This window comes from Herbihabitans rhizosphaerae, assembly GCF_004216555.1.
Taxonomy (GTDB): Bacteria; Actinomycetota; Actinomycetes; order Mycobacteriales; family Pseudonocardiaceae; genus Herbihabitans; species Herbihabitans rhizosphaerae.
The window spans coordinates 161,122-182,161 of record NZ_SGWQ01000010.1 but is presented as its reverse complement, the minus strand read 5'-3'; the positions used below and the strand labels follow the sequence as shown (position 1 = coordinate 182,161).

21 protein-coding genes are annotated in these 21,040 nt (G+C 70.6%); 12 read left to right on the top strand and 9 right to left on the bottom strand.

What is annotated here, in order from left to right; all coding sequences use genetic code 11:
* Positions 1–80 precede the first annotated feature (80 nt).
* On the bottom strand, positions 81–551 hold the full coding sequence (locus EV193_RS25805; protein ID WP_130347366.1) for a hypothetical protein: 471 nt from the start codon (positions 549–551) through the stop codon (positions 81–83).
* 131 nt (positions 552–682) lie between these two features.
* On the opposite strand from EV193_RS25805, the gene EV193_RS25800 reads away from it, so the two are divergent.
* Entirely contained in the window at positions 683–1,543 is an 861-nt protein-coding gene (locus tag EV193_RS25800) for an AfsR/SARP family transcriptional regulator (protein ID WP_165401504.1), read from the top strand.
* 7 nt (positions 1,544–1,550) lie between these two features.
* Here the strand turns inward: EV193_RS25800 and EV193_RS25795 are convergent, their stop codons facing one another.
* The 4 genes from EV193_RS25795 to EV193_RS25780 form a co-directional block, all read right to left on the bottom strand.
* Entirely contained in the window at positions 1,551–2,612 is a 1,062-nt protein-coding gene (locus EV193_RS25795) for a hypothetical protein (RefSeq protein WP_130347362.1), read from the bottom strand.
* A 27-nt stretch (positions 2,613–2,639) separates the two neighbouring features.
* A complete protein-coding gene (locus EV193_RS25790) occupies positions 2,640–3,089 on the bottom strand; it encodes a hypothetical protein (RefSeq protein ID WP_130347360.1) in 450 nt (149 codons plus the stop codon).
* Positions 3,090–3,212: 123 nt separating this feature from the next.
* Positions 3,213–3,824 (bottom strand): alpha/beta hydrolase family protein, encoded by a 612-nt coding sequence (locus EV193_RS25785; RefSeq protein WP_130347358.1) that lies wholly within the window; start codon positions 3,822–3,824, stop codon positions 3,213–3,215.
* Positions 3,821–4,597 carry an SOS response-associated peptidase gene (locus EV193_RS25780; protein ID WP_130347356.1) on the bottom strand — a complete coding sequence of 259 codons (777 nt, stop codon included), beginning with the start codon at positions 4,595–4,597 and terminating at the stop codon, positions 3,821–3,823. The genes EV193_RS25785 and EV193_RS25780 overlap by 4 nt, the downstream gene beginning before the upstream one ends.
* Positions 4,598–4,694: 97 nt before the next feature.
* On the opposite strand from EV193_RS25780, the gene aroA reads away from it, so the two are divergent.
* The 7 genes from aroA to EV193_RS25745 all read left to right on the top strand — a co-directional run bounded on the left by aroA (position 4,695) and on the right by EV193_RS25745 (position 11,336).
* A complete protein-coding gene (gene aroA, locus EV193_RS25775) occupies positions 4,695–5,999 on the top strand; it encodes a 3-phosphoshikimate 1-carboxyvinyltransferase (protein ID WP_130347354.1) in 1,305 nt (434 codons plus the stop codon).
* Positions 5,996–7,006, top strand: coding sequence for a ribosome small subunit-dependent GTPase A (rsgA, locus tag EV193_RS25770; protein ID WP_130347352.1), 1,011 nt, complete (start codon positions 5,996–5,998; stop codon positions 7,004–7,006). The genes aroA and rsgA overlap by 4 nt, the downstream gene beginning before the upstream one ends.
* A 72-nt stretch (positions 7,007–7,078) precedes the next feature.
* The gene (locus EV193_RS25765) at positions 7,079–7,876 is read left to right on the top strand and encodes an SCO4651 family lipoprotein (RefSeq protein WP_130347350.1); all 798 of its coding nucleotides are present in this window, start codon (positions 7,079–7,081) and stop codon (positions 7,874–7,876) included.
* Entirely contained in the window at positions 7,876–8,574 is a 699-nt protein-coding gene (locus EV193_RS25760) for a hypothetical protein (protein ID WP_130347348.1), read from the top strand. Before EV193_RS25765 ends, EV193_RS25760 begins: the two co-directional genes overlap by 1 nt.
* 84 nt (positions 8,575–8,658) lie before the next feature.
* Positions 8,659–9,507 carry an SCO4651 family lipoprotein gene (locus tag EV193_RS25755; protein ID WP_130347346.1) on the top strand — a complete coding sequence of 283 codons (849 nt, stop codon included), beginning with the start codon at positions 8,659–8,661 and terminating at the stop codon, positions 9,505–9,507.
* Between the two features lie 69 nt (positions 9,508–9,576).
* A complete protein-coding gene (locus EV193_RS25750) occupies positions 9,577–10,449 on the top strand; it encodes an NAD-dependent epimerase/dehydratase family protein (RefSeq protein WP_130347344.1) in 873 nt (290 codons plus the stop codon).
* Positions 10,450–10,451: 2 nt separating this feature from the next.
* The gene (locus tag EV193_RS25745) at positions 10,452–11,336 is read left to right on the top strand and encodes an NAD-dependent epimerase/dehydratase family protein (RefSeq protein WP_130347342.1); all 885 of its coding nucleotides are present in this window, start codon (positions 10,452–10,454) and stop codon (positions 11,334–11,336) included.
* Positions 11,337–11,503: 167 nt separating this feature from the next.
* Here EV193_RS25745 and EV193_RS25740 read toward each other — a convergent pair whose 3' ends face one another.
* From EV193_RS25740 to EV193_RS25725, 4 genes are all read right to left on the bottom strand, one after another.
* Positions 11,504–11,845: a hypothetical protein gene (locus EV193_RS25740; protein WP_130347340.1), complete on the bottom strand. Its 342-nt coding sequence runs from the start codon at positions 11,843–11,845 to the stop codon at positions 11,504–11,506.
* A gap of 79 nt (positions 11,846–11,924) precedes the next feature.
* On the bottom strand, positions 11,925–13,553 hold the full coding sequence (gene pruA, locus EV193_RS25735) for an L-glutamate gamma-semialdehyde dehydrogenase (RefSeq protein WP_130347338.1): 1,629 nt from the start codon (positions 13,551–13,553) through the stop codon (positions 11,925–11,927).
* Between the two features lie 240 nt (positions 13,554–13,793).
* Positions 13,794–15,041: a glycosyltransferase family 2 protein gene (locus EV193_RS25730; protein ID WP_423202223.1), complete on the bottom strand. Its 1,248-nt coding sequence runs from the start codon at positions 15,039–15,041 to the stop codon at positions 13,794–13,796.
* Positions 15,042–15,054: 13 nt separating this feature from the next.
* A complete protein-coding gene (locus EV193_RS25725; protein ID WP_130347334.1) occupies positions 15,055–15,267 on the bottom strand; it encodes a hypothetical protein in 213 nt (70 codons plus the stop codon).
* 213 nt (positions 15,268–15,480) lie between these two features.
* Between EV193_RS25725 and wecB the strand changes: the two genes are divergently transcribed.
* From wecB to EV193_RS25705, 4 genes are read left to right on the top strand one after another with little or no spacing between them, the layout of a single operon-like run.
* The gene (gene wecB, locus EV193_RS25720; RefSeq protein ID WP_130347542.1) at positions 15,481–16,668 is read left to right on the top strand and encodes a non-hydrolyzing UDP-N-acetylglucosamine 2-epimerase; all 1,188 of its coding nucleotides are present in this window, start codon (positions 15,481–15,483) and stop codon (positions 16,666–16,668) included.
* Complete coding sequence (locus EV193_RS25715) at positions 16,665–18,404, top strand: DUF2334 domain-containing protein (protein WP_130347332.1); 1,740 nt, start codon at positions 16,665–16,667, stop codon at positions 18,402–18,404. Before wecB ends, EV193_RS25715 begins: the two co-directional genes overlap by 4 nt.
* A 36-nt stretch (positions 18,405–18,440) precedes the next feature.
* Entirely contained in the window at positions 18,441–20,045 is a 1,605-nt protein-coding gene (locus EV193_RS25710; RefSeq protein WP_242613668.1) for a DUF2334 domain-containing protein, read from the top strand.
* A gap of 53 nt (positions 20,046–20,098) precedes the next feature.
* A complete protein-coding gene (locus tag EV193_RS25705; protein WP_242613667.1) occupies positions 20,099–20,635 on the top strand; it encodes a hypothetical protein in 537 nt (178 codons plus the stop codon).
* Positions 20,636–21,040 lie beyond the last annotated feature (405 nt).

Here is a 21,040-nt window from a genome sequence, read left to right as displayed (position 1 = left end):
CCCTCGACAATGAATTTCGACCTCAGCGTGGCTTTCGATCGGCGCGGTCAAGCGGGCCGGCGGCGTGAAGTCGGGTAGGTCTATCGCGGTTGCCCGGCGTGGGGCTGGAGGGTGAACGGGCGGCCGTAGGACTTCGCGGCGGCGGCGATCGCCATCGCGACGCCGTTGGCCCGGTGGAAGCCGAACACGAATTCCATGTGCGCGTCGAAGTCGACGTTCAGCAGCAGCGGTGACACCACGACGACCATCAGCGCCTCCACCACGGACATGACACACAGCACCCACGCGCCCGTGATCGTCCGCGCGACGGTGAACACCGACGCGGTCACCATGAACGCGGCGGTGGCGAAACCGAAGATGACGTTGATCCGCTCGGTGCTCCGCCACACGCCGATCGTGTCGACGAAATCGAGGTTCCAGACCGCGAACCAGACGAACATACCGGCGATGACCAGGCCGAGGAACCCGGCGATCACCGCGGCCCCCGCGTTGGCCTTGGGCTTGCCCTGGCCGGGGTGCGGCCACGCCATGGGCGGCTGGCTCGGGTGCATTCGGGCTCGTCAGCGGCGACTCCGTGAACAATCGCGTTCGAGTATGAATGGTCCGAATCCGGTGTGTCAGTCGAGGTTCCCATGTCCCTTTCGCCCTAGTTCACCGACTCGGCGCCTCCTACCGTGAATTCGTGCTCGACTTCGGGATTCTCGGCCCGCTTCGGGTCGTCGTCGATGGTGAGATCAGGCCGATCGGGCCGCGCAAGCACCGCATACTGCTGGCGTCGCTGCTACTGCGCGCCAACCGGCCGGTGCACGTCGAGGAGCTGATCGACCGGCTGTGGCCGGAATCGCCGCCCGCGGGAGCCAGGCGCACGGTGCAGACTTACGTGATGCGCCTGCGGCGGGAGCTGGGCGCCGCCGGTCGTCTGATCGAGACTCGGTCCGAGGGGTACGCGATACGGCTCGACCGGGATCAACTGGATCTCGACCGGTTCGTCGAACTCGCCGCGTCGGCCGGCAGACACCGTGCCGCCGACAACCTGGCGGCGGCACGAACCGGCCTCCGGCAAGCACTCGCACTGTGGCGTGGCGCTCCGCTGAGCGACGTGCCGTCGACCGCGTTGGCCCGTACGGACATCCCGCATCTGGTCGAATTGCGCTGCCGGGCGGTGGCGCAGCGCGTCGAACTCGACCTGCTGCTCGGCTCCGCCGGTGACCTGGTCGACGAGCTGCGCTCGCTGGTCGTCGAACACCCGCTGCGGGAACGGTTCTGGGCGTTGCTGATGCGGGCTCTGTGCCACGAAGGGCGCCACGCCGAGGCGCTCGCGACCTATCACGAGGCCGACCACCTGCTCGGCGAGGAACTCGGTGCGGTGCCGGGCCAGGAGTTGCGGCGGCTGCACGCGGACGCGCTTGCCGGGACCATCCCGGCCACCCAGCCGGCCGGTCAACCGAGATCGGAGGTCGGCCCCGAGCGCCTTCGGCGGCTTCTCACCGAGGCCCTCCACATCGTCGTGTCGGGCGCCCAGCCCGACGCTCGGAAGGGGTGACGCGGCGTCAGCCAGGCACTGCCCGGGTCGTCAGGTGGACCCGCTCGGCGATGTCGGTGAGGACGCGGGCGGGATCGAATCGCAGCGGCAACGGATCCAGCTGTGCGACACGCAGCGTGGTGCCGTCCGACCAGGCCATGCCGAGGTACCCGGCCCCGTGCGCGGTGACGACGCAGGACACACACGGATCCTGGGGCTTGAGCGCCTCGTCGCCGTACACCTCGCCCGTGCCGAGGTCCAGGATCCGCAGCCGCAGCGCGTTCTCGTGCCCGGACCGCTGGTACACGACGGCGGCGAACCGTCCGTCGGGAGCGATGTCGAGATCCGTGACGTGCTGACAGGCGGGCACGGAAATGTTCACCGCCGCCGCCTCCAGCCGGCAGCCGCCCTGGGCGTCGAGCCTGGCCACGACGACTCGGTCCCGAGTCGCGTCACCCGCGGTCACGTCGAGGCCCGTTGTCCACAGTGGACGTTCAGCCCCGGTCGCCAAGTCCCGACCGACGAGCCGCGTCGGCTTGCCCCGCAAGGGATCGGTGCGCAGCAGGACGGCCTCGGTGGCCGTGGCCGCGACGAGTCGCACGTGCTCGCCGACGACCCGAATGTCCACATCGGACACCACCGCGCCGTCCATGCCGAGGACGATGAGCGGAAAGGCGACGCCCTCGACGAACGGGCCGTCCGGCCGCTGGACACCCGGCATCAGATCACGGGAAGCCAGGGCCAACATGCGTCCGTCGGGCATCGCCCGGGCCGCGGCGAGCGCGCTCCCCGCCGGCAGGCCGAGCGGGATCTCCCGGATCGAGCCGTCGGGCAGCACCTCGAAGGTGGGGATCGGCAGGCTGTCCAGCGGCTCGTCCGAGGGCGAACGTAGCGTCATGTACTCGGATCCTGAGACGAGCCGCTCGGCGGGTGGTGGCGTCACCTGCCGAGCGGGCGACGCGGGCGGCCGGCGTGGGTCGTGGTCACCGGTGGTCGTCGTGACCAGGACACCGGCGCCGAGTGCGGCTGCTGCCGTGGCGGCGGCGACAAGTCGCCACCGCCGAGGCAGCCGAAAGAATCGGTGGGCCATCGAAAACTCCGTGCGGTCCCGGATCGATCAGTAGCCGTGGTTCAGCCCCTGGCTCTCGCCGTTGCGGCCCCAGCCGCAGCCGTACTGATCAGCGCAGAACCGCTCCCAGGCGGCCGAGGTGCCGTTCACGTCACGATGCCAGAACCGCTGCCGAGCGCCCGTGACACAGGACCTCCCGTCCGCGGCACGGGTCCAGGGCACGCTCCCGTCGAGGAACTGGACCTCCACACAGGCCCCGTCCCTCACCGGGTCGACGAGGTCGCCCTGGTAGTAGTTGTTCCCGTCGCACGTTCCGCCGACCGGGTCCTCGTACGCGCGCCGAACACCGCCCGTCCAGTAGTCACTTCGGATCTGGTTGCGGCCGTCGCAGCGGGCCTGCGCGGTGCCCGGACTGGCCGTCGATGCCACGGTGAACAGACCTGCCGTCAGCAGACCGGTGACCATCAACGCGCTGGCGAATCGATGTCTCGTACTCATCTGCGTCCCCTTCGTCTCGTGCCCGGTCGCGAGCTTCTGTCGCGACCGGTATCGAGACTCTCCGGCGACAGCGACGGATCGGCGACGGATCGGCGACGCTCACCGGCACACGCGAGGCGCTGGTCAGTCGAGCGGGCGCAGGATTCGGCCCAGCCACTCCTCCACCGTGCGGGCCACGCCCTTGGCGTCGGACTTCAGCGAGTGGTCACCCTTGAGCAGCACGATCTCGCGGTGGTGCGCACCTTCGGGCCGGCCGAACGGGTCGTTCTCGCCCTGCACGACCAGCGTGGGCACCTCGACGCCGTCCAGCTCGCCCGCCCGGCTCTTCTCCGGCTTGCCCGGCGGGTGCAGGGGGAAAGCCAGGCACACCACGGCCACCGCCTGCCCGTCGCCGGCCGTGCGGCAGGCCACTCGGGCACCCGACGAGCGCCCGCCGAAGACCAGCGGCACGTCGTCGAACCACTCCCCGGACAACGCGTCCGCGACGGTCAGCCACGCGGTGTCCAACTGCGCGGCGGGAGCCGGCGCACGACGGCCCGCCACCCGGTACGGCTGTTCGACCAGCGCGACGTGCAGCCCGGCGGCCTGCGCACCCCGGGTGGCGGCGACCAGGTCCGGCGCGCTGATCCCGCCGCCCGCGCCGTGGCCGAGCAGCAGCGCCGCCCGCCCCTCCGGCACGCAGTGCAACTCCGCGCGGGCGATGCCGTGCGCGGTCTCGATCTCGGTGCGGCTCACGGCCGCGCCTCCTCCACGTCGAACAAGCTCGGCTCGTCCAGATTCTGCGCCGGATCGACCCGGTTGAGCAGCTCCGGCCCGTTGTTGCGCACATTGTTCACCGTGTCCGAGACCGGGCGCAGCTCCAACGCGTCGACCAGTTCGGGCATCGGCGGGCCGATCAGGTCGGCCACGTCCTCGCGATCCGGGTCCAGCCAGCCCTGCCACGCGTCGGCCGACAGCAGCAGCGGCATGCGGTCGTGAATGTCGGTGAGCCGGCCGATCGCGTCCGTGGTGAGCACCGAGCAGGTGATCAGCGGTGGCGCGTCCTCAGCCGCCTCCGGATCCCGCCAAGTGCTCCAGAGCCCAGCCATGGCAAGGCTTTTCCCGTCCGGGTCGGTCATGTAGAACGGCTGCTTGGTCTGCCCGTCGCGCCGCCACTCGAACCAGCCGTCGGCCGGGATCAGGCACCGCTTGCGCTTCATGGCGCTGCGGAACGCCGGCTTGGTCGCCGCGCTCTCCACCCGCGCGTTGATCATCTTCGCGCCGATGGACTTCGACTTCGCCCAGCCGGGGATCAGGCCCCAGCGCATCACCCGCAGGCCGCGCACGGTCTGCTCCGGGTCGGGCTTGCCGTCCTCGTCACGCGGGTGCCGCTGCACGACGGTCACCACCGATTTGGTGGGCGCCACGTTGTAGTCCGCGCCGGGCGCGCTCCCGTCGGTCTGGTCGACGGCGTCGAACTCGGCGGCCAGTGTCGCCGGATCCTTCTTCGCGGCGTACCTCCCGCACACGGAAACCACCTCCTCGCAGGTGTCTCCCTGATCGTGTCACGGCCTACCGACATCGGGCGAGTTCGTCCGGTTCGTGCTGATGCGGGATCATCAAGGCATGACGACTGCTTGGCGCGCCCCGACCGCGACCGGGCCGGTGCACGCCACGGTCACCGTCCCCGGCTCGAAATCGATCACCAACCGGGCGCTGCTGCTCGCCGCGCTGAGCACCGGCGGCGGATCGCTGGCCGGCGCGTTGCGCAGCCGGGACACCGATCTGATGATCGCCGCGCTGCGCTCGCTCGGCGTGCGGGTGACCATCGCCGACGACGGTGTGGTGCGCGTGGACGGTTCCGCCGGTCTGCGCGGATCGTCCGAAGTGGACTGTGGCCTGGCCGGCACGGTGATGCGGTTCGTGCCGCCGGCGGCCGTGCTGGCCGACGGGCCGGTTCGCTTCGACGGCGATCCGTACGCGCGCGAGCGCCCGATGCGCACGGTGCTGGACGCGCTGCGCACGCTCGGCGCCCAGATCACCGGGGACGCGCTGCCGTTCACCGTGCACGCCACCGGCTCGATGCGCGGCGGCGAGGTGACCGTGGACGCCTCGGCCTCCTCGCAGTTCGTCTCCGGGCTGCTGCTGTCCGGCGCGCGCTACGACGACGGCGTGACCGTGCGCCACCACGACGTCAGGGACGGGAAGCCCGTGCCGTCGATGCCGCACATCGAGATGACCGTGCGGATGCTGCGCGAAGCCGGGGTCGCCGTGAACGACTCGGACGTGAACACGTGGCGGGTCGAGCCGGGTCCGATCGCCAGTCGCGTATGGACGATCGAGCCGGACCTGTCCAACGCGACGCCGTTCCTGGCCGCCGCCGCGGTCACCGGGGGCAGCGTGACAGTGCCCGGTTGGCCGGCGGACACCACACAGGCCGGTGATGGGATTCGGCACATCCTCACGCGGATGGGTTGCCAGGTAACGGTTTCCGGGCACGGGTGCACTGTGGACGGTCCGACCGCACTGTCCGGAGTGGACGTGGACATGCACGACGTCGGCGAGCTGACCCCGACCGTCGCGGCCCTCGCCGCGCTGGCCGAGTCGCCGTCGCGGCTGCGCGGCATCGCGCACCTGCGCGGCCACGAGACCGACCGGCTGGCCGCGCTGGCCACGGAGATCAACGGGCTGGGTGGCGCCGCGGAGGAGACCGAGGACGGTCTGGTGATCACGCCGGCGCCGCTGCGCGCGGGCGTCTGGCACGCCTACGCCGATCACCGGATGGCCACCGCGGGCGCGATCGTGGGGCTCGCGGTCGCTGGTGTCGAGGTGGACGACATCGGCACCACGTCCAAGACGATGCCGGACTTTCCGTTGCTGTGGAACGAGATGCTGTCTCCGACGACGTCCTCGGTGGAGTCCGCCGGGTGAGCCGCCGGGAGGACTGGCGCAACCTGGACGAGTCCGATGTCCGGGTCCGACCCGGCCGCGGATCGCGCCCGCGCAGCAAGCGCCGTCCCGAACACGCCGACGCCGTGCGCGCCATGGTGATCGGCGTGGACCGCGGCCGGTGGACCTGCGCGGTGGACGCCGACGCGGACTCCCAGGTGACCGCCATGCGCGCCCGCGAACTGGGCCGCACCCCGGTCGTGGTGGGTGATCAGGTCGATCTCGTCGGCGACACCTCGGGCGCGCCGGACACGCTGGCCAGGATCGTGCGGGTGGCCGACCGGTCCAGTGTGCTGCGGCGCACCGCGGACGACACCGACCTGTACGAGCGGGTGGTGGTGGCGAACGCGAAGACGCTGCTGATCGTGTGCTCGCTGGCCGATCCGCCGCCGCGCACCGGGTTCATCGACCGGTGCCTGGTCGCGGCGTACGCCGGCGGGCTGGAACCGTTGCTGTGCTTGACGAAGGCCGATCTCGCCGAGCCGGACGAGCTGATCGCCGCGTACGCCGAGCTGGAGCTGTCGGTCATGGTGACCCGGCACGACCAGGAGCCGGACGAGCTGCGCGAGCGGATCGCCGACGAGGTGTCGGCCATGGTGGGCCACTCGGGCGTCGGCAAGTCCACGCTGGTGAACCGGCTCGTACCGGACGCGCACCGGAAGACGGCCGCGGTGAGCGGGGTGGGCAAGGGCCGGCACACCTCGGTGGCCGCCGTCGCGCTGCCGCTGCCCGGCGGCGGCTGGGTGGTGGACACGCCGGGCATCCGCTCGTTCGGGCTGGCGCACATCGAGCCGGACGACATCGTGGCCGCGTTCCCCGAGCTGGTGGAGATGGCCGAGGAGTGCCCGTCCGGCTGCGGTCACCTCGGCGCGCCGGACGACCCGGACTGCGCACTGGACGGCGCGGTCGCCGACGGCACGGCGAGCCCCGGCCGGCTGGCGTCGCTGCGCCGGCTGCTGTCCTCCCGCGCGGGCGTCGCCGAAGAATAGGCGGAACCGAACCGCCAACCCGCTCGTCGCAGTAGCAAAGTTGTTCATTGCCATTGCGAGGAGCTGCACACCATGCGCAGGATCGCCATCATCGCCGTCGGACTCGCCGCCTTGACCTTGACCGCCTGTGGTGACAAGGAAACCGGCCAGTCCGTGACAGGGTTCACCGACGCCGCGAGCCTGGCCGGCGCCGTCGACAAGCAAACGTCGAGCAAACAGAGCGCGCGCGTCAAGTTCGAGATCACCGGCGAGGACGGGGGCACCGGGGAGGGCGTCATCCGCACGGGCACCGACAAGGCCGCCGACATCAAGTACGACTCGCCCGATGGACCCGGTCGCACCGTGGTGACCGGCGACGCGATCTACGTCTCGCTGTCCCAGTCCGAGCAGCGCGACCTCGAGGTGGACAAGCCCTGGATGCGTGCCACGCGCGGCAGTGACGACCCGGCGGCCCAGATGATGACCGCGCTGGCGGACGTGATGGTCGACTATCTGGACGTCGCGAAGACCGCGGCGAAGTTCAAGGCCAGCGGCACGATCACCAGCACCACCAGCGACCAGGTCGACGGCCGGCCGACCACCCACTTCAAGATCGAGACCGACCTGGCCAAGCTGATCGAGGCCGAGCCGAACAAGTACGTCAAGGCACGCCTACAGGAACTCAAGGACGCCGGTGCCACCACGATGCCCAACGAGCTGTGGGTGGACGCGGACAACCTGCCCGTGCGACAGGTCATCCACCAACCCGCCGGAAAGGAAACCGGTGCGTTGAAGGCCACGATCACGTTCTCGGACTGGGGCAAGCCGGCCGCCGTCACCGCGCCGCCGGCCGGCGAGGTGGTGGACGCCTCCGAGATCAGCGGCTCGTAGTGGCCACGCGCGCCATCGCGATCGCCGTCCTCCTCACCGCCGCCTTCGGCCTCACCGCATGCGGCACCGAGGAGCCGGGCCACCGGCCGATCGACGCGAAAGCCGTCGCGGACCTGGTCGACCGGCAGACGGCGAGCAGGCGGACCGTGCACGTACGCGCGGTCGTCGCTGTCGGCCCGGTCTTCGGACGGTGGGAGGGAGTCGTCCGGACCGGGCCCGGCGGCGGCGCGGACATCCGGTACACCACCGAGCGGACGCGGCAGCGGTACGTCGTGCTCGGTGACACCGTGTACACCGAGCTGGACGAGGTGGAGCGGGCGCTCCGCCGGATCGACCGGCCGTGGCGGAAAGTCACCGAGCACAGCACGGATTCGCTGGACAGGAGCGCGTTCGACACCGCGAGGAAGACCATGGCCGCCGTCGACGTCGGACGGCTCACCGGCAGGATCCGCGCCGGCACGGTCACCCGCAGCACGAGCGAACCGCTGGACGGCCGGCCGGCCACACACCACACGATCGAGGTGCCCGACACGGTCGTCTACGAACTGTGGGTGGACGGCGACGGGCTCCCGCTGCGGCTCGTCCGGGGCGAGGATCCGAAGGCCACGCCGGCGCTGGGCATCACGATCACCTTCAGCGGGTGGGGCGAGCCGGTGACCGTCGAGGCGCCGCCGGCCGCCGGGGTCAGCGGCCCGTAGGAACGAGTGCCGAAGTCGCCGCGTCCCAGGCGCATCGATAGTGTGCCGATGACGGGACACAAGTGTCAGAGGGGAAACAGCAACATGCGGAAGATCGCGGTGATCGTGTCCAGCCTCGCGCTGGCCGTCACGCTCGGCGCCTGCGGTGGTGAGACGTCGGGCAACGCGAGCGCCGCGTCCGGCACCCCGGCCCCGGGCCAGCCCAACCCCGGCGGCGGCGACGCGCTCGCCGACACCAGCGCGCTGGCCAGCGCCGTCGACAAGCAGGCCAACGGCAAGCAGAGCGTGCACGCCGAGGTGAAGGCCGAGCCGGTCGGCGTCAGCGGCAAGGGGCAACTCCGGTTCGGCTCGAACCCCGGCATGGCGATGACCATGAACACGCCCGAGGGCGAGCAGCAGATGGTCATGGTCGCCGACGGCGTGTACACGACCGCCAACGAGGCCATGCGCCAGCAGGGCGTCACCACCAAGTGGGTCAAGTTCGCGCGCGGCGGCGAGGACCCGGGGTCCAAGCTGTTCACCGCGCTGGCCGACCTCATGGTCGAAAGCTCCGACGTGACCAAGCAGGTCGAGAAGGCCAAGGCCAGCGGCCGGATCATCAAGACCGCCAAAGAGCAGATCGACGGCCAGCCGACCACCCGCTACACGATCGAGGCCGACGTCGCGAAGCTAGTCGAGAACGAGAAGAACGCGCTGGCCAAGCTGGGCATGCAGCTGATGCTCAACCAGGGCGTCAAGACGCTGCCGTTCGACTTCTGGCTGAACAACGAGAACCTGCCCGTCCAGGTGGTGAACGAGACGCCGGCGATCGCGGGCCAGCCGGCGATCAAGACCACCGCGAAGTACTCCAACTGGGGTGCTCCGGTGCAGATCACCGTCCCGCCGGCGAACGAGGTCGGCGATCCGCCGAAGGTGCAGATGCCTCCGCGCTGACAGCTGTCACGCCGAACGCCCCCGTCTCGTCCACCATGAGACGGGGGCGTTCGACGTGAGGAGGAGCCGGTGCGTGTACTGCTGATCGGATCGACCGGGGTGCTGGGCCGCGAGGCGGCGCCCCGGCTGCTCGCCGCCGGCCACCAGGTGACCGGCCTGGCCCGCAACGACGGCCGGGTGCCCGCCGTGCGCGCGCTCGGCCTCGAACCCGTTGTCGCCGACGTGTTCGACGTCGAGTCGATGACCGCCGCGACGCGCGGCCAGGATGCGGTGATCAACCTGGCCACCCGCATCCCGTCCCGGCTGCGCGGCGCGTTCGCCGCCTTCAAGGAGACCGTCCGGCTGCGCGAGGAGGCCACCGGCACCATCGCCGAGGCCGCCCGCGCGTCCGGCGACGTGCGGATCATCGTGCAGGAGGGCGTCTCGTTCGTGTACGCCAGCGGCGGTGACACCGAACTGGACGAGGACGCGCGGCTCGACGTGCCGAAGCTGATGCGCTCGGCGGTGACCGCGCACGACAACGTGCTCGCGTTCGCGCGGGACGGCCGCACCGGCGTGGGCCTGCGGATCGGCCTGCTCACCGGGGACGACGCGCTGTCCAGGATCCTGGTGCGAGCCACCCGCCGCGGCTTCCCGTCGGTGCCCGGTTCACCGGACGCGTGGACCACGCTGATCCACCCGTCGGACGCCGCGGCCGCCGCCGTCGCCGCGCTCGACGCGCCGACCGGTGTCTACAACGTCGGCGCCGACCCGATCCGCAAGCGCGACCACGGCGCGATGCTCGCCGAGGCCGCCGGCCGGTCGACGGCGCGACACCTGCCGTCCGCGCTGGCCTCCTACCTCGGCCGCTCGCACCGGGTGGTGTCGCACAAGCTGACCGAGGCGACCGGCTGGCGGCCGGAGCGCCCGAAACCCTCGGCGGACTGGTACCCCGGGAGCTGACCGTGCGCGTTCTGCTGATCGGATCGACCGGCGTACTCGGCCGCGAGGCGGTGCCACGGCTGGCCGCCGCCGGCCACCAGGTGACCGGCCTCGCCCGCAACGACGGCCGGGTGCCCGCCGTCCGCGCGCTCGGCATCGAACCCGTGGTCGCCGACGTGTTCGACCCCGACTCGCTGCTGCCCGCGATGCGCGGCCAGGACGCCGTGCTGAACCTGGCCACCCGCATCCCGGTCAGCGCGCGCACGGCGCTGCGCGGCATGAAGGACAACGACCACCTGCGCGCCGAGGGCAGCGCCGCGATCGTCGAGGCCGCCCGCGCGTCCGGCGACGTGCGGACCATCGTGCAGGAGGGCGTCTCGTTCATGTACGCCGACGGCGGTGACACCGAGTTGGACGAGACCGCGCCCGTCGACGTGCCGAAGCTGCTCCAGGCGGTGATGACCGCGCACGAGAACGTGGCGGGGTTCGCCGGCGACGGCCGCACCGGGGTGCGGCTGCGCATCGGCCTGCTGGTCTCCGGCGACCCGGGCACCCGGATGCTGGTCGCCGCCGCGCGCCGCGGATTGCCGACGCTGCCCGGCGACGACGACGGCTGGACGCTGGTGATCCACCCGTCGGACGCGGCGGCCGGCGCGGTGGCGGCACTCGACGCGCCGTCCGGCGTCTACAACGTCGGCGCGAACCCGATCCGGCGCGGCCAGCTCAGGAAGGTGATCGCCGAGGTGGCCCGCGTGCGACGGGTTCGCCGGCTGCCGCAAGCGTTCGCGGTCGGCCCGCTGTCAGTCCTCGGCCGCTCCCAGCGCGTCGTGTCCCACAAGCTCGCCGACGCCACCGGCTGGCGGCCCGCCCGCCCCACGATCACCGCCGCCTGGCTACGCGGCGAGTGATCAGAACTTGACAAGCCGCACAACCGCCCTCGGCGTACTTTAGCCCGCTAAAGTCCCTCGGCCACGGAGAAAGCGCAGGTCAGGCGTGATCAACAGGTGGCGGGAAACGTGAAGGTGGTGCACGTCAGGACCTGGGCGGTGGTGAGATCACACTCACGAGATCTCGGTCAATCGTCGGCGGCCGAGGCTGCGGCGGCGGCTTGTTCGTAGCGGTGGGCGGCCTCTCGGCCCAGGTTCAGCTCGTCCAGCAGCTCGCGCTCGTACTCCGGCTCGAACAGCCAGTGCCGGTCGTACTCCGCGAGCAGCCGGTCGACCAGCGGGAACACCCGGCCCCAGTGGCTGCCCTCGGCGTACGCGGCGGCCAGGTTCCAGCGCACCACGAACGCCAGGTGATCCAGCCCCGCGATCGTCGGATCGGCGAGCAACTCCTCCAGCCGCCGCACTTGTTCGTCGGGATCGTCCAGTGCTCGCGCCTTGTGTACGAGCACGAAGAACGCGCCCTCGTCCATGCCCATTGGTCCCCCAAAATCCGACCATGCGAAGGGCCGCCCGCACCGAAGTGCGAGCGGCCCCGTTCAGAGCTGGTGATCAGCCCATGTGCGGGTACGTGTGATCAGTCGGCGGGACGAAGGTCTCCTTGACAGACCGTGGACTGACCCACCGCTGCAAGTTGTAGATCGACCCGGCCTTGTCATTCGTTCCGGAGGCGCGGCTGCCACCGAACGGCTGCTGGCTGACCACCGCGCCGGTCGGCTTGTCGTTGACGTAGAAGTTGCCGGCGGCGAACCGCAGGGCCTGGTGCGCCTGCTCGACGGCGTGCCGGTCGGTGGCGAACACCGCTCCGGTCAGCGCGTACGGCGAGGAGCTGTCGACGGTTTCGAGCACCTTCGCGTAGTCGGCGTCGTCGTACACGTGCACCGCGAGGATCGGCCCGAAGTACTCGGTGGTGAACACCTCGTGGCTCGGGTCGTCGCCCACCAGAACAGTTGGTTGCACAAAGAAACCGACCGAGTCGTCGGCGGTGCCACCGGCCAGCACCTCGATGTGCGAGTCACCGGCGACCCGCTCGAACAGCGCGGAGTGCTTGGCGAATGCGCGCTCGTCGATCACCGCGCCGCCGAAGTGCGAGAAGTCGGTGACGTCGCCGAAGGACAGCGTTTTCACCGTGTCCAGCAGGCCCTCGCGCACGCCGCCGTCCCACAGCGACCGGGCGATGTAGGCGCGCGAGGCGGCCGAGCACTTCTGGCCCTGGTACTCGTAGGCGCCGCGCACCATGCCGGTGGCCACGGCGGCCGGGTCGGCCGACGCGTGCGCCACGATGAAGTCCTTGCCGCCGGTCTCGCCCACGATCCTCGGGTAGGACCGGTAGGTGTCCAGGTTCTCCGCGATCGCGCGCCACAGGTACTTGAACGTCTTCGTCGAACCGGTGAAGTGCAGGCCGGCGAACTCCGGGTCGCGCAGCGCCACCTCGCTCACCGCGGCGCCGTCGCCGGTGACCAGGTTGATCACGCCCGGCGGCAGGCCGGCCGCCTCGAGCAGGCGCATCGTGTTGTGCGCGGCGAGCTGCTGGGTGGGCGAGGGCTTCCACACCACGGTGTTGCCCATCAGCGCGGGCGCGGTCGGCAGGTTGCCGGCGATCGCGGTGAAGTTGAACGGCGTGATGGCCACGACGAACCCGTCCAGCGGACGGTGGTCGAACCGGTTCCACACGCCGGCCGACGAGCGCGGCTGCTCGCCGAGCACGCGCTGGGCGTAGCCGACGTTGAACCGCCAGAAGTCGATCAGCTCGCAGGCCGAGTCGATCTCCGCCTGTTGGGCGGACTTCGACTGGCCGAGCATCGTGGACGCGTTGATGGTGTCCCGCCACGGGCCGGCGAGCAGGTCGGCCGCGCGCAGCAGGATCGCGGCGCGCTCGTCGAACGGCAGGTCCCGCCACGCGGGCGCGGCACGCTTGGCCGCGGCCACCGCGTCGGCCACATCGGACTGGGTGGCCTGCGCGGTCACACCGAGCACGTGCGCGCGATCGTGCGGCTGCACCACGTCGATCGAGTCGCCGCCGGCCATCCGCTGCACGCCGTCGATGGTCATGGTGAACTCGGCACGCTCACCTTCCAGTTCGGCGATCCTGCGCCGCAGCGACTCCCGTTCCGCGCTGTCCGGCGCGTAGGAGTGCACCGGCTCGTTGGCCGGCTCTGGAACGGACGAAACGGCGTCCATGGTGTGGCGCCTCCCCTTCTGTTTGGCGTGGTCACGGGCGCGCGAGGGTCATCCGGCGCACCCGTTCACCCACATCGTGTCACGCGGCGGGCACGACCTCACCCGTCAGTCGTTCGGTCTGCGTCCAGCTTCACCAACCCCGAACGAAAGCCACGCTGTGGTCGGCCCACGTCTGTAGGTCTTCAAGACCAGCAAACCCGGTGGTGTGTGGTCTTCAAGACCAGCAAACGAGGGCGGCGGTCAGGCGGGTACGACGTCGTCGCTGAGCCGTTCGGTCTTGGCCCACGAGTTGCGGCGGGTGATCACGCGGAACAGCGCGCGCCAGGTGGAGACCACGCCGAGCAGCAGGAATCCGGGGTACAGCAGGCCGGCGAGCAGGCACCGGTGCAGCGGCTCGTCGGCCAGCCGCAGCCGGTGCACGACGGCCCAGATCAGGCCGGGCAGCAGGAGCACGCCGAGCCAGACGGCGGCCACCGTGCCGTTGAGCGCACCGGCGGCCATCACCACGAGCAGCCCGACGGCGAGCAGCGACAGCGGCACGGTCAGCCAGGGCACCACGAGGTAGACGAGGAAATCCAGCAGCCCGACGCTGCCGATGAACCGCGAGCCGATCAGCGGCCGCAGGTGGCGCACGCACTGCAGGTTGCCCTGCGCCCAGCGGGCTCGCTGACGCAGCAGCCTGCGCAGATCCTCCAGCCCCTGCTGGGTGACCCAGGCCCGCTTGGTGTACCTGACCCGATAGCCGGACAGGTGCAGGCGCAGCCCGAGTTCGAGGTCTTCCACGAGGCACTGCGACCACGGCGCCGGGTCGAACGCGACGAGTACCGACAGCCGGGTGAACTGGCCGTTGCCGCCCATGCCGACGCTGCCGACCAGGTCCCGCAGCGACTGCGACGCGTCCGCGATCGTGGCGAACTCGAGGTCCTGCAGCAGCGCGAGCACCTTGCGCCGGTTGTGGATGCGCACCCGGCACTGCACCGCGCCGACCGACCGGTCGGCCATCAGCGCGGCGATCTCGGCGAGCATGCCGGTGCTCCCCCGGCCGTCCCCGTCGATCACGCCGACGACCGTCGTGTGCACCGTGCCGCCGGCTCGCGCGATCTCCTCGATGTACCGGTAGCCAGCGTTGAGCGCCTCACCCTTGCCCTGGCGGGCCTCAGGAGCGTTGCGGCGCAACACATGCAGCCTCGAATCGTCCAGTGTGGACAACACCTGTTGGGTACCGTCGTCCGAGCCGTCGTCGATCACGAGTACCCGTACCGGGGTTGCCTCGGTGCCCAGCGACAGCGCGCTACGCACCGTGTTGGCGATCACCCGCTCCTCGTTCAAGGCCGGGATCATGATCCAGAACAGCAGCGGATCGGCGGTCTCCCGCGCGACGCGGCGCGGCCGGGGAGTGCGCCAGGCGAACGCGGCGAGCGCGAGATTGTGCGCCGGCCACCAGAACAGCAGAACGACCAAGACGGCCGAGGACAGTGTGGCCGTCAGCACCGGGGCGCGCTCACCGTTGAGCGCGCAGGCGCAGCGACCGCGCGGCGAGCAGCATCGCGATCAGCGCCACGAGCGACAAGATCACGTAGAGAACGGTGCCACCCATGACGGCACCGACACCGGCGACCGACAGTGAGGCAGGAACCACCCGCGTCATCGACACTTCAAAACCCCCGCCTTCATGGATCAACCAGACGTAGCCCGTATCGCCAGCACCCGTCACGCTGCTACACACCGTGGATGGATATGTCATAAAAGTCACCCGTTTCGGGTGATGTTTGGTGGGTAATCACCTCCCGTAGGTAGCCCGGTAACGGCATTGTCCGACCAATCGATGCACGATCGGGTGATTAGCCGACACGATCGTGACCAGTCGGCGGGCCGACAAGATTCGGAACAGGGACGGGGAGCAACCGTGCATCGGGGTGGACAGGGCATGACGCCCGAGGTATGGCTGGTAGCCGGGACACGACCGGAGGCGGTGAAGCTGGCCCCGGTGGCCGAGGCGTTCGACCGAGGCGGTCGGTTACGCGCGTCGATCATCGCGACCGGCCAGCACCCGACCATGGTCGACCAGGCATTGGCCACCTTCGGCCGCGCGCCGGACGTGCGGCTGACCGTGCACCGCGAGGACGGCGGCCAGGCCGAGCTGATGGCACAGTTGATCACCGGGCTGGACCGGCTCGCCACCGCCCGCCCGCCGTCGGCCGTGATCGTGCAGGGCGACACCACCACCACGCTCGCCGGCTCGCTTGTCGCGTTCTGGCGCAAGATCCCGGTGGTGCACCTGGAGGCAGGCCTGCGCTCGTTCGACCTGGCCGCGCCGTTCCCCGAGGAGCTCAACCGCAGGCTGGTCACCCGGTCCGCGGCGCTGCACCTCGCGCCGACCACGTACGCCGCAGGTCACCTGCTCGACGAGGGCGTGCCGGCGCAGTCGGTGCTCGTCACCGGCAACACCGTGGTCGACGCGATCTCCACGGTCACCGACCGGCCGGCGCACTTCGAGGACCCGGCACTGGCCGACATGGTGGAGCGGGCCACCCGCGCCGAGCACAAGCTGATGCTGGTCACCGCGCACCGCCGCGAGTCGTGGGGCGCTCCGCTGCGCCGCGTGCTGGACGCGATCACCGAGCTGCTGCGCCAGCACGAGGATCTCAAGATCGTGTTCCCGACGCACCCGAACCCGGCCGTGCGCAGGACCGTGACCGACGCGCTGGCGCACCACCCGCGCGTGCTGATCACCGAGCCGCTGCCCTACGAGCAGTTGGCCGGCGTGCTCGCGGCGAGCACCATCGTGCTGTCGGATTCCGGTGGCATTCAAGAGGAAGCGCCCACGTTCGGCGTTCCGGTGCTGGTGCTCCGCGACGTCACCGAGCGGATGGAGGCGGTCGACGCCGGCTGCGCGATCCTGGTCGGCACGGACGACCGGCGGATCGTGTCCACCGCGTCCGCACTGCTGTCCGACGCGGCCGCGCGCACCGCGATGACCAGTGGCGGCAACCCGTTCGGCGACGGCCGCGCCGCCGAACGCACCGAGGAGGCGCTGGCCTGGCTGCTCGGTCTACAGGCCATGCCTCCCAAGGAATTCGCGCCGGCCGGCGCCCGCCCTTTCACCGCGGTATGAGCGGCGACACGGCCATAGAGCGCCGGAGGCTGCCCGTCGGCGTGCGCCTGGGCGCCGTCACCGTGGTGATCGCCGCCGCGGTGGTGGCCACCGTGTTCGTGGTCGGCTCCGACTCCGAGGCCGCGACCCCGGAGACCGGCTCACCGGCCGCCGCGCCCGTGCCACTCGCCGCATCGACCCGCTGGTCGGGCATACCCGGCGAGGCCGGCCCCGGCGGCCGGAACGACCGGCGCACGCTGGTGCTCTACGACGACGGCCGCCGCTACGCCCCGAACCCGCCGGCCGCCTCCGAGGCACAGCGCGCCCAGGCGTACGCGATGTTCACCGCGAACCTGGTGTCCCGCGCGAACGCGTGGCGGATGCACCCGGTGGGCGACTACGAGCCCGGCGAGGCGAACCGGTACCAGTCGATCGTCTACATCGGATCGGTCTACGACGGCCTGCTCCCGCAACACTTCCTCACCGACGTCGCGAACGCGCGGATCCCGGTGCTGTGGATCGGCGGGAACATCTGGCAGTTGTTCGACCGCACGCCAGGGCTGGACAAGCGGCTCGGCTGGACCTGGGGCGGCTACCGCACCGACCGGCCGACCACCGTCAACTACCGCGGATTTCCCTTGCGCCGCAGCGAGTTCGCCGACACCGGTGTGATGGGCCTGCGGGTCACCGACCCGCGCCGCACCCAGGTGCTGGCCGAGGCGTCCACCCCGGACGGCGGCGCCCGCTCGCCCTGGGCTGTCCGAAGTGGACAGTTCAGCTACCTGGCCGAGGTGCCCTACGCCTACGCCGCCGCACAGGACCGCTACCTCGCCGCCGCCGACATCCTGCTCGGCACGCTCGCCCCCGAGACGGTCGAGCGGCACCGCGCGCTGGTGCGCATCGAGGACGTCGGCCCGCGCACCGATCCCAAGCAGCTGCGCGCGATCACCGACTACCTGGCCGGCCGGGGCGTGCCGTTCTCGCTGGCGGTCTACCCGTACTACGCCGACCCGCAGGGCAAGGCGAACAACGGGCGGCCGACGTTCACCCGACTGGTCGACCGGCCGGAGCTGGTCGAGGTGCTGCGGGACGCCACCCGGCGCGGCGGCACGCTGATCATGCACGGCTACAGCCACCAGAACGGCGAGGCGGCCAACCCGTACGACGGGGTGAGCGCCAGCGACTACGAGTTCTACGGCGCGAGGACCGACGATCGCGGCAACGTGTTGCTGACCGGGCCGGTGCCGGGCGACTCGCCGGAATGGTTCCGCGACCGGATCGCCACCGGGCTCGGCGAGTTCGAGCGGGTCGGGCTCGGCCGCCCGGAGATGTTCGAGTTCCCGCACTACGGCGGCTCGGCGGTGGACTACCACGAGGTGACGTCGATCTTCGGCGCGCGCTACGACCGCGGCAGCTACTACGCCGGCCAGTGCCCCGGCGGGCTGTGCGGCTCGACCTCGGTGTCCTACGACGAGGTGTACGGGCAGTTCTTCCCGTACGCGGTGCGCGACGTGTACGGCTCGGTCGTCGTGCCGGAGAACGTCGGCAACGTCGCGCCGGCCGCGTTCAACCAGCACAACAGCCGGTCCGAGGCCGACATGCTGGCCGACGCGCGGGCCAACCGGGTCGTGCGCGACTCGGTGGCGAGCTTCTTCTATCACCCGTTCCTCGGCACGGCCGGTCTGGCCAAACTGGTGGACGGAATCAGCGAACTCGGTTACCGGTTCGCCTCCCCTGGCGACATCATGCACGGCTGAAGCCGTTGCGGAACAAGGAAAAGAGACACAGTCCACATGAGACGCTGGGGCAAACTGATCGCGGCCGCCGCGATCACCGCGACACTGATCATGCCGGCCGCGCCGGCCTACGCCGCGGCCGTCCCGCTCAACGCGGGCGCCCCTGGCTCCGACCCGGCGCGCAAGACCCTGGTGCTCTACGACACCACCGGCGAGTGGGGCTTCCTCGGTGAGACCTACGCCGTCCAAATCGGACAGTTGGCCTCGCACGGCGGCCCGTGGGCGATGCGCCCGGTCGGCACGTACACCGCCGGCGAGATGCGCGGCTACGCCTCGGTGATCTACGTCGGCTCCACCTACGACGAGCCGCTGCCTGCCGCGTTCCTGGACGACACGCTCGCCGGCAGCACGCCGGTCACCTGGCTGCACAGCAACATCTGGCAGCTCGAGACGCGGGCCGGGAACTTCGCCGCGCAGTACGGCTTCGACCCCGGCGAGTTCGACCACTCCGCGGTGACCACGATCCGGTACCGGGACACCGACCTGCGCCGCGACCCGCTCGCCGCGCCATCCGGCATCGTGTCCGCCGCGGTCACCGACCCGGCTCGCGCCACGGTCGTGGGCACGGCGGTGCGCCAGAACGGCACGACGTTCCCGTGGGGCGTGCGCTCCGGCGGGCTGACCTACCTCGGCGAGGTGCCGCTGTCCTACATCGGCGACTCGGACCGCTACTTCGCGTTCGCCGACGTGATCTCCAAGCAGGTGCGCCCGAGCGGGCCGGACCGCAAGCGCGCGCTGGTGCGCATCGAGGACGTCGGACCGGACGCGGATCCGGCGGAGCTGCGCGCGATCGCCGACTACCTGTACAGCCGGCGGGTGCCGTTCTCGATCGCGCTCTACTCCCGCTACGCCGATCCGCAGGGCACCTACAACGGCGGGAAACCGTTGTACCGCAACCTTTCCCAGGCGCCGCAGGTGGTATCGGCGGTGCGGTACATGATCGCGCGCGGCGGCACGATCCTGATGCACGGGTACACGCACCAGTTCGGCGATCTCGACAACCCGTACAACGGGGTGAGCGGGGACGACTTCGAGTTCTACCGCGCGCACGTCGACGAGCAGGACTACGTGCGGCTGGACGGTCCGGTGCCGGGCGACAGCGCGAACTGGGCGCGTGGCCGGATCTCCTCGGCGCGCACCGCGATCGCCTTGGCCGGGCTGCCGCGTCCGACGATCTTCGAGCCGCCGCACTACGCCGCGTCGGCCGTGGACTACAAGGTGATCAACTCCGAGTTCGGGCTGCGCTACGACCGGGGGCTGTACTTCCCCGGCTGGTGCGCCGGCGGCACGTGCGGCTCCGGCACGCCGGACTACACGCGCGCCTACGGCCAGGCTTTCCCTTACCTGGTGCGGGATTCCTACGGTTCGACAGTGATCCCGGAGGGGCTGGGCAACATCGAGACCGAGTGGCAGAACCACCATCCGCCTCGGCTGCCGGAGCAGTTGCTGGCCTCCGCGCGGGCCAGCCGGGTGGTCACCGACGGCGTGGCCAGCTTCTTCTACCACCCGTACCTCGGCGTGGACATGCTGCGCCAGGTGGTCGAAGGCGTTCAGGGTCTCGGTTACACGTTCACCACGCCGGCGACGGTCGCCGCGGGATGAGGCGTGTGTGGTTGCTCGTCGCCGCGCTCTTGGTGGCGGCGGGCTGCTCAGCCGTGCCTGACGATCGGGCGCCTGAGGGTGGGTGGCTGGTCACGGTGTACTACACGGCGGTGGAGAACGTGCACCACGGCGCACGGACGCGGGTGACCGGGTGTCGGGTGATCGATTGTGAGCACGGGGACAGCGATCTCGGTCGTTATCCGGCTGATTTCGTGGACGCGGTGCGCACGGAGGGGACGGGACGGCTGACGAGTCGGCGCGGCTATCTGAACTGGTCGCACGACAAGGGGTTCTGGTTGGACAGTGCGCCGCGTGGGGCGGATGGTGGGGCGCTCGTGCCGTTTCGGACGGCGGCGGGTGACGGGTTGGCGCGTGGCACTTCGGTTCGGGTGGCCGGGTGTGGACGTGGTGCCGAGTCGGCTGTGTGTGCTCGGTTGAGTGGTCCGACCTGGGTGATCGCGGACGAGTTCACGCCGGGGTTGGGTGGGGCGCGGCATCTCGATTTGTACATCGGCGAGGAGACGGGGCCGGATTTTACTGAGGATCCGCTCTATACGACGTTGCACGATGCGGTGGTGCGGGTTCTCTGACGGTATCGCTGTGGCCTGCGGATCAGGTCATAATCGAGCTATTGCGACGGCGCACTGACGGTCGCTCGCCGACAAACATGATTAGCCTGGGAGTTGCCCTCTGGACATTCTCCCGCTACCACCATCTTGATTCCCAGCCAGTAGGCGGCTGTCGGACTTCCCAACCGACCCTGAACATCAGCCACGGCGAAGTCGCCATGGTATGTGCTGCCGTCTGCTCGCACGCCTGCGATCTCGAGAATGAACAGTTGAGGTTCGGCACCAGCACCGTTGACGGTCCGTGTGCCTACTACCGTCGGCGCGGCGGAACTCGGCTCCCACCGCGATGTACGGGCAGTCTCCAGATGCGCCCGACACATCTGAGCCACATCTGCGATCTCGTCACAGAGTCGAGTGAAGTTGCCA